Below are 7,474 nucleotides of genomic sequence, written 5' to 3' on the forward strand. Positions count from 1 at the left end.
CCACCAAAAGCGGCTGATCGTTATCATGTTCAGCCATGCGCGCCCTCCTTGTGCGGAGCCGCGCTCTCGGTGCCGCGATGGCCCTGGGCCTGCCGGGTTGCGCAATAATCGGTGTCGGAGCAGACGAACATCCGCCCGCCCTGGTCGTCGGTGACGATTTCGTCGAGATAGGAATCATCCGCCCCGCACAGCGCGCAGGGCGCGTCGAAGCGGTACCGCGTGAAGGGATGATCCTCGAAGTCGAGCGACTTGACGGAGGTGTGCGGCGGGATCGCATAGATGCGCTTCTCGCGGCCCGCCCCGAACAGTTGCAGCGCCGGACAATCATCCATCTTGGGATTGTCGAATTTCGGCGTCGGCGACGGGTCCATCACATAGCGGGCGTTCACCTTCACCGGATAGGCATAGGAGGTCGCGATGTGGCCGAAGCGCGCGATGTCCTCGTAGAGCTTGACGTGCATCAGCCCGTATTCGCCGAGCGCATGCATGCGCCGGGTATCGGTCTCGCGCGGCTCGAGGAACCGAAGGGGTTCCGGGATCGGCACCTGATAGACCAGCACCTGGCCGGCATGCAGCGGCGCTTCGGGAATCCGGTGCCGGGTCTGGATCACGGTCGCATCCGCCGTCGAGGTCGTGGTTTCGACGCCCGCGGTCTTGGCGAAGAATTTTCGGATCGAGATCGCGTTGGTGGTGTCGTCGGAGCCCTGGTCGATCACCTTCAGCACATCTGTTGGACCGAGGATCGCCGCCGTCACCTGCACGCCGCCGGTGCCCCAGCCATAGGGCATCGGCATTTCGCGGCTGGCGAACGGCACCTGATAACCTGGGATCGCGATCGCCTTCAGGATGGCGCGGCGGATCATCCGCTTGGTCTGTTCGTCGAGATAGGCGAAGTTGTAGGCGGGCGCGTTCATTCCGCGGCCTCCCGCAGGTCAGGCAGGCGATCGGCCTGTTCAAACTCCTTGCGCAGTTTGCGCAACAGGCCGAGTTCGGACTGGAAGTCGACATAATGCGGCAGCTTGAGATGCTCGACAAAACCGGTCGCCTGCACATTGTCGGAATGCGACATCACGAACTCCTCGTCCTGGGCGGGTGCTGCAACTTCCTCGCCGAGTTCACGGGCGCGAAGCGCGCGGTCGACCAGCGCCATCGACATGGTCTTGCGCTCGCTCTGCCCGAAGGCAAGCCCGTAGCCGCGGGTGAAGCATGGCGCCTCGGTGGCCGAGCCCTTGAACTGGTTGACCATCTGGCATTCGGTCAGCGCCATTCCGCCGAGCGGCACCGCGAAGCCAACTTCTTCGGCAAAGAACTCCACCTCGACTTCGCCGAAGCGAATTTCGCCGGCGAACGGGTGATTGCGGCCGTAACCGCGCTGCGACGAGTAGCCCAGCGCCAGCAAAAATCCCTCGTCGGCGCGGGCCAGATTCTGCAGCCGCAGATCGCGGTCGGCGGGAAAACTCAGCGGCTCGCGCGTGAGGTCGCCGACCGGCGTATCGGCAGCGGCTTCCGGCGAAGGCTCGATCAGGCCATCGCGGCCGAGAATGTCGGTGACACGCGGCATTGCCGCGGAAGATGCGTCCGCGGTCGCGGGCGGTTCCGGCACAAACCCCTCGGCGAGCTGCGGGTCCAGCAGCCGATGGGTGTAGTCGAAGGTGGGGCCCAGTATCTGGCCGCCCGGGATATCCTTGAAGGTCGAGGAGATCCGCCGACGCACCTGCATCTGGCCGGTATCGACCGGCTCGGTGGCGCCGAAGCGCGGCAGGGTGGCGCGGAAAGCCCGCACCAGGAAGATCGCCTCGATCATGTCGCCGCGCGCCTGCTTTATCGCGAGCGCCGCGAGCTCGCGGTCGTACAGCGAGCCTTCGGACATCACGCGGTCGACGGCGAGGCTGAGCTGTCCGGAAATCTGATCGAGCGTCACTTCGGCGACGCCGGGATCGCCGCGGCGCTCATGCGCCAGCAGCCGATGGGCGTTCTCGATGGCGCGCTCGCCTCCCTTGACGGCGACATACATGTCTCAATCTCCCTTTGCGGCAATCCGCGTGGTACGCGGTATCGCGACAATGGCATCGTCGGCCACCAATACGACGTCGATGCCGCGCGGACACAGCGCAGCGTTGATGGCCAGCCGGTCGAACAGATCGGCAGGCTCGATCGTGGCCTGCAACACCGCCGTGCCGGCGATGCCGGGGCCGCGCAGTTCGAAGTCGCATCCATCAGCCAGACTCTCGACCTGCAGGATCAACGTGGTCGAACGGTCCGGATATTCGTTGCTGCCGAATGCAAAACGATCCAGCGCAGGCAGCGCCCGGGGATCGCCGATCAGCGCAAAGAGGCAGATCGAGGGATCCGCGATGACAGGCGCGCCGGTGTGGAACTTCAGCCACTTCGTTACGTCGGACGTCCCGGACATCGCGGGGTCGAGCCAGACCGGCGTGTCGTGGTCGAACAAGGTCAGTGCTATGGCGGCCGAGCCGCGCATCAGCGGCGAAGGCGCCCCCGTGGCGACGGCGATCTGCTGAATACTTCCGGGGCGCGCCATCGCGTCCATCACCGAGCGGAACGTCGACTGCGCCGACAGCACCTTGTCGGCGAAGCCAGCGGGAAGTTCGGCAATCGTCGTCATCGCTTCAGCCTTCCCCGCGCACCAGCGTGTAGAAATCGACCCGCGTCGCCGCGGTCTCCCGCGCCTTTCGGTCTCGCGCGGCGACCACGGCCGCGCGCAACGGCAACAGCACCTTTGCTTCCACCGCGTCCGCGAATTCGTTCGACTGCACCAGCGCGTCGCACAGCGCGATCATCCGCGCCTTCTGCCGGTCGCGGCCGAGCGCATAGCCAAAGCCCACCTCGCCGCTCGCCAGCCGCACCGCCGCGCGCGACACCGTGGCCTCGCCTATGTTGAACGGCGCGCCGTCGCCGCCGATCCGGCCGCGCACCATGACGAGACCGTTCTCCGGCTCGCGTAGATCCTCGTAAGAGGGCACCGCGAGCGCGCCGAGGCAGCCGGCAATGTCGGCCGCATCCGAATGCGCCAGCACCGCCATCGCCGCCTGGCGCTGACTCTGCTTCCCGTTTTCGCCGCCTGCCGCCATATCCGCCTTCTCGAACTCGGCTCTTGCCGCTATCAAGTTGTCTATGATAATAGACAACTTGATAGCGGCGCGCCATGAATGTTTCGTGACAAGGGAATGATTTTTCCGATGCCCCTCCCAAGCTCTTCAATGAGCCTTTCCACGCCATGAGCATTCAGGACGCAGCCTCCGGCGTGGCGCTGTGGCGGCAGGTTGCCGACGGCATCGAGCGTGGCATCGCCAGCGGCGCATTCGCCGCCGGCGAAAAACTGCCGGGCGAAACGGAGATCGCCGAAACCTACCGCGTCAACCGCCACACCGTGCGGCGGGCGCTGGCGACGCTGGCCGAGCGCGGCCTGGTACGGGCCGAACGCGGCAGCGGAACCTATGTCGAAGCGCCGAGGCTGGCCTATCCCCTGCGCTCGCGCACACGATTCTCGGAGATCGTCGGCGCCGGCGGACGCGCGCCGGACGGAAGGCTGATCGGCGCCTCCGAGGAACCCGCGAGCCGCGAACTGGCGCGGCTGCTGGCCCTAAAGACCGGCGCGCCGCTGATCCGGATCGAAGTGCTGCGATTGGCCGATCGCACGCCGATCTGCGTCAGCACCATCTGGCTCGGCGCCGAGCGCTTTCCCGACTCGGCGCGGGTCTATGAACGCATGCGCTCGATGACAAAACTGCTGGCGCATTACGGCATCCGCGACTATCGGCGGGCCGCGACCCGCGTCACGGCATCGATTGTGGACGCCACCGATGCGGCGCGGCTCGACCTTGCGTTGGGGCGTCCGGTGCTCGTGGTCGACAGCACCGACGTCGACGCCGATGGGACCCCGCTCGCGACCAAGCGCTCGCGCTTCGCCGCGGAGCGCGTCGAGTTCGTGGTGGAGAACGCCTGATTGCGTTTTAGACGATCGCGCGCCGGCCGATGATCGCAAAACGGAGCTTGCTGGAGATCCAGTCGATGGCGGCGACCGCCACCAGGATCATCAGGATCAGGAACGACACCTTCTGCCATTCCAGCACGCGGATCTGCTCGGCGAGTTGCAGGCCGATGCCGCCGGCGCCGACGATGCCGATGATGGTCGCCGAACGCGTGTTCGATTCGATGAAATACAGCACCTGCCCCGCGATCACGGGCAATACCTGCGGCATCAGTCCGAAGCGGATCTCGTGCAGCGCGTTGCCGCCGGAGGCGCGGATGCCCTCGACCTGCTTGTGATCGGCGCCTTCAATCGCCTCGGAGAACAATTTACCGAACGCGCCGAAATCCGACACCGCGATCGCCAGCACGCCGGCAAAGGGACCGAGGCCGACGACATTGATCCAGACCAGCGCCCAGATCAGCGTATCGACGCCGCGGATCGAATCGAGGAAACGGCGCACCGGAAAGCGGAAGATGTTGGAGGGCACGATGTTCTTCGCCGCCAGCAGGCTGACCGGCAGCGCGAACAATGCGGCCAGCGTGGTGCCCAACAGCGCGATCGAAAGGGTCTCGCCGAGCGCCTTCAGATAAAGCGGCAGCGAGGCGCCGGGATCGGGCGGGATCATCATCATCGTGATCCAGCCGAGCTGGTGCAGGCCCGCAAGCATCCGCGCCGGCGAGAAACCGAGATGTACCAGGCCGAAGATGAAGATCGCCGATGCTCCGAGCAGCATCAGCGGCGTGGCAAGCCGCGCCGACAGCGGCCGGTCGAACACTCCGGGATGCCGTGCGTACAGACCTTCGGTGTCCGGGGCCGGCAATCTGCTCATGCGTGGCTGCCCCTGCCAAACAGCCGGCCACGAATCCATCCGGTGCCGATATCGATGACAAAGACGGTGAGAACGATCATTAGCAGGATCGCGCTGACATCGGAATAATAGAACTTGCGGATCGCAACCAGCAGTTCCTGCCCGATGCCGCCGGCGCCGACGAAGCCCATTACCGAGGCGCCGCGCACATTGATCTCGAAGCGCAGCAGCGTGTAGGTGGCGAAGCCCGCCGCCACCTGCGGCAGCACCGCAAAGCGCATGCACGATATCCAGCCGGCGCCGGTGCATCGAACCCCTTCGACCGGCTTCATGTCGATGTTCTCGACCATCTCCGAATATTGCTTGCCGAGCGCGCCGATGGTGTGGATGGTGATGGCGAGAACGCCCGCCATCGGACCGAGGCCAAAGGCGATGACGAAGATCAGCGCAAAGACAATATCGGGAACCGTGCGGCAGAATTCCATCAGCCGCTTGACCACGACGCGCAGCCAGGGCGCCGGCGCGGTGTTTTCCGCCGCCAGAAAATTCAGCCCAAAGGCCAGCACCGCGCCCGACAGCGTGCCGACATAGCTGATCAGGATGGTCTCGCCAAGCAGCCAAAGCCATTTTGGCCAGCCCCAGAACCACTCGCCAATGTCGGTCCAGACCCGGCTGCCATTTTCAAGCGTGAGAAGGCGATCGAAATAGCTGATGAAATTGCCAAAATACGTAAAGAACGTCCTTAAGTTCACTTCCGCCCCGACAGAAGCGACGAGAAGGGCTGCGAAGAACACTGCCGCGCCCAGCGTAAGGCGCAAACGCTTGCGCGCCACGGCCTTGCGATAGGCTTCGTTGAGCGCGGCTAATTGCTGGCTCGGAAGAATGGTGACGGCGAGGGTCATCGCGCCTGCATCGTGATCGGCTCGGAAGAAAGCCGGGTCAGATCGACCCGGCTCTCATGTCTGACCTGCGATCAGGACGCTTTCTTCTTGCGCAGATTGTCGACGAACCTGATCAGCTCGATGGTGGCGTCCCAATCCTTGGTCGTAGCAGGATGGAAGCCCTGCTTCTGGCCGTCCGACAACCGGTCGAAAGCGGCCTTGTCCTTGGTCGGCGCGTCGAAGAATGCCTTGGCGATCGCGGCCTTCATATCCTCGGGAAGGTCCGAACCATACGCATACGGTCCGTTGATGATCGGCGCCGATTTGTGGATGATCCGGAAATCTTCCTTCTTCATCGGCGTGCCATCCGCATTCTTCAGCATTCCCTTGTGCAGCATCTGGGCCAGGGTCGAATCGTCATCGCTGGTCCATTGGTTGGCTGCGACGTCGACGGTGCCTTGCGCCAGCGCCAGCAGAGCGTTTTCGTGACTGCCGGTGAAGACGACCTTGCCGAAATATGTGTCCGCATCCGCAATCCCCATCTTGTCGAGCTCGAAGCGCGGCACGTTGTTGCCGGACGTCGAGTTTGGATCGACCAGCCCGAGGTTCTTGCCCTTCAATTCGTCAATGGACTTGTAAGGGCTGCTCGCCTTTACGAAGAACATCGAATAGTAGCCGGTGCTGCCGTCCTTATTAATGTCGTTGGCGAAGGCGTCGGTCTTGACCCCTGTCAGCCGCGCGCGGGCGAACGACGCCGAGCCGTAGCTCGCAATCTGGATATTGCCGGCGCGCTGGCCTTCAATGACCGCCGCGTAGTCGTTGGCGATACGCAGATTGACCTTCACGCCGAGTTCCCTTGACAAATAGCCGACGAATGGCGTCCAGCGCTCGGTAACGCCCGAGGCGTTCTCGGCTGGAACAACCGCGAAGGTGATCTCCGGATATTTTGTCTTCCATTCCTGCGCGGAGGCGGCGGTGGCGGTGAATGCCAGCATGGCTGCGCTTGCGATTAGTGTCCGACGATTGATCATGACGCCCTCTTTCCTGGGTTGAACGCTTGTGTTGACGCCGTTTCGCTTGCGGTGTTCCGCGGAACGCGTTGGTTGCTATGACGCAATACTCAGGCCGCGGCTGCGGTGCCGAGAGCCGGAATTCTTGAATCGCCGGCATCCTGCGCCGGCGCGGTGCCCATCACCTCGTTGGCCTCGAGATCGTAAAGCTCGCGCGCGATATGTTCGGTCAGGGTCGCGGGCGCGCCGTCGAACACGATCCGGCCCGAAGCCATCCCGATCAGGCGGTCGCAATAGGTCCGCGCCAGATCGAGCGAATGCAGGTTGCAGATCACGGTGATGCCGAAGTGCTTGTTGATGCGCAGCAGCGCGTCCATCACGATGCGGGTGTTGCGGGGATCGAGCGAGGCGATCGGCTCGTCGGCCAGGATGATGTCGGGCTCCTGAACCAAAGCGCGCGCGATCGCGACGCGCTGCTGCTGGCCGCCGGAGAGCTGGTCGGCCCGTTGCGCCGCTAACGCCGCCATATCGAACTGCTCCAGCGCCGACATCGCGACCGCGAGGTCCTCCTCCGGCCAGAGCTGCGCCAGCGAGCGCCACAATGGAATTTCGGACAGCCGCCCCATCAGTACGTTGGTCAGGACGTCGAGGCGTCCGACTAGGTTGAACTGCTGGAAGATCATCGCCGAGCGGGCACGCCATTGCCGCAGCTCCCTGCCGCGCAGCGCCGTGACATCGACGCCGTCGAACAGGATTCGTCCCGAGGTCGGCTCGGCGAGGC

At 64.3% G+C, this 7,474-nt stretch carries 9 protein-coding genes; 1 reads left to right on the top strand and 8 read right to left on the bottom strand.

Features of this window, described 5'->3' with window-relative positions; genetic code table 11:
• Positions 1 to 29: 29 nt before the first annotated feature.
• From QZ213_RS21650 to phnG, 4 genes are read right to left on the bottom strand one after another with little or no spacing between them, the layout of a single operon-like run.
• Entirely contained in the window at positions 30 to 914 is an 885-nt protein-coding gene (locus QZ213_RS21650; RefSeq protein ID WP_291688137.1) for an alpha-D-ribose 1-methylphosphonate 5-phosphate C-P-lyase PhnJ, read from the bottom strand.
• Positions 911 to 2,014 (bottom strand): carbon-phosphorus lyase complex subunit PhnI, encoded by a 1,104-nt coding sequence (locus tag QZ213_RS21655; protein ID WP_291688138.1) that lies wholly within the window; start codon positions 2,012 to 2,014, stop codon positions 911 to 913. Before QZ213_RS21655 ends, QZ213_RS21650 begins: the two co-directional genes overlap by 4 nt.
• Before the next feature lie 3 nt (positions 2,015 to 2,017).
• Positions 2,018 to 2,626, bottom strand: coding sequence for a phosphonate C-P lyase system protein PhnH (gene phnH / locus QZ213_RS21660; RefSeq protein ID WP_291688139.1), 609 nt, complete (start codon positions 2,624 to 2,626; stop codon positions 2,018 to 2,020).
• Between the two features lie 4 nt (positions 2,627 to 2,630).
• Complete coding sequence (gene phnG, locus QZ213_RS21665; protein ID WP_291688145.1) at positions 2,631 to 3,092, bottom strand: phosphonate C-P lyase system protein PhnG; 462 nt, start codon at positions 3,090 to 3,092, stop codon at positions 2,631 to 2,633.
• A gap of 146 nt (positions 3,093 to 3,238) precedes the next feature.
• On the opposite strand from phnG, the gene phnF reads away from it, so the two are divergent.
• Positions 3,239 to 3,967, top strand: coding sequence for a phosphonate metabolism transcriptional regulator PhnF (gene phnF / locus QZ213_RS21670; RefSeq protein ID WP_291688140.1), 729 nt, complete (start codon positions 3,239 to 3,241; stop codon positions 3,965 to 3,967).
• Positions 3,968 to 3,974: 7 nt separating this feature from the next.
• On the opposite strand, the gene phnE (QZ213_RS21675) is transcribed toward phnF, so the two are convergent.
• The 4 genes from phnE (QZ213_RS21675) to phnC all read right to left on the bottom strand — a co-directional run.
• Positions 3,975 to 4,823: a phosphonate ABC transporter, permease protein PhnE gene (gene phnE / locus QZ213_RS21675; protein WP_291688141.1), complete on the bottom strand. Its 849-nt coding sequence runs from the start codon at positions 4,821 to 4,823 to the stop codon at positions 3,975 to 3,977.
• Positions 4,820 to 5,704: a phosphonate ABC transporter, permease protein PhnE gene (phnE, locus tag QZ213_RS21680; protein WP_291688142.1), complete on the bottom strand. Its 885-nt coding sequence runs from the start codon at positions 5,702 to 5,704 to the stop codon at positions 4,820 to 4,822. The genes phnE (QZ213_RS21675) and phnE (QZ213_RS21680) overlap by 4 nt, the downstream gene beginning before the upstream one ends.
• A 71-nt stretch (positions 5,705 to 5,775) precedes the next feature.
• Complete coding sequence (phnD, locus tag QZ213_RS21685) at positions 5,776 to 6,714, bottom strand: phosphonate ABC transporter substrate-binding protein (RefSeq protein ID WP_291688143.1); 939 nt, start codon at positions 6,712 to 6,714, stop codon at positions 5,776 to 5,778.
• Positions 6,715 to 6,803: 89 nt separating this feature from the next.
• Positions 6,804 to 7,474 (bottom strand): phosphonate ABC transporter ATP-binding protein (phnC, locus tag QZ213_RS21690; RefSeq protein ID WP_291688144.1); only part of this gene is annotated, 671 nt, incomplete at its 5' end.

Origin of the sequence: Bradyrhizobium sp. (assembly GCF_017881085.1) — a bacterium.
Classification (GTDB): domain Bacteria; phylum Pseudomonadota; class Alphaproteobacteria; order Rhizobiales; family Xanthobacteraceae; genus Bradyrhizobium.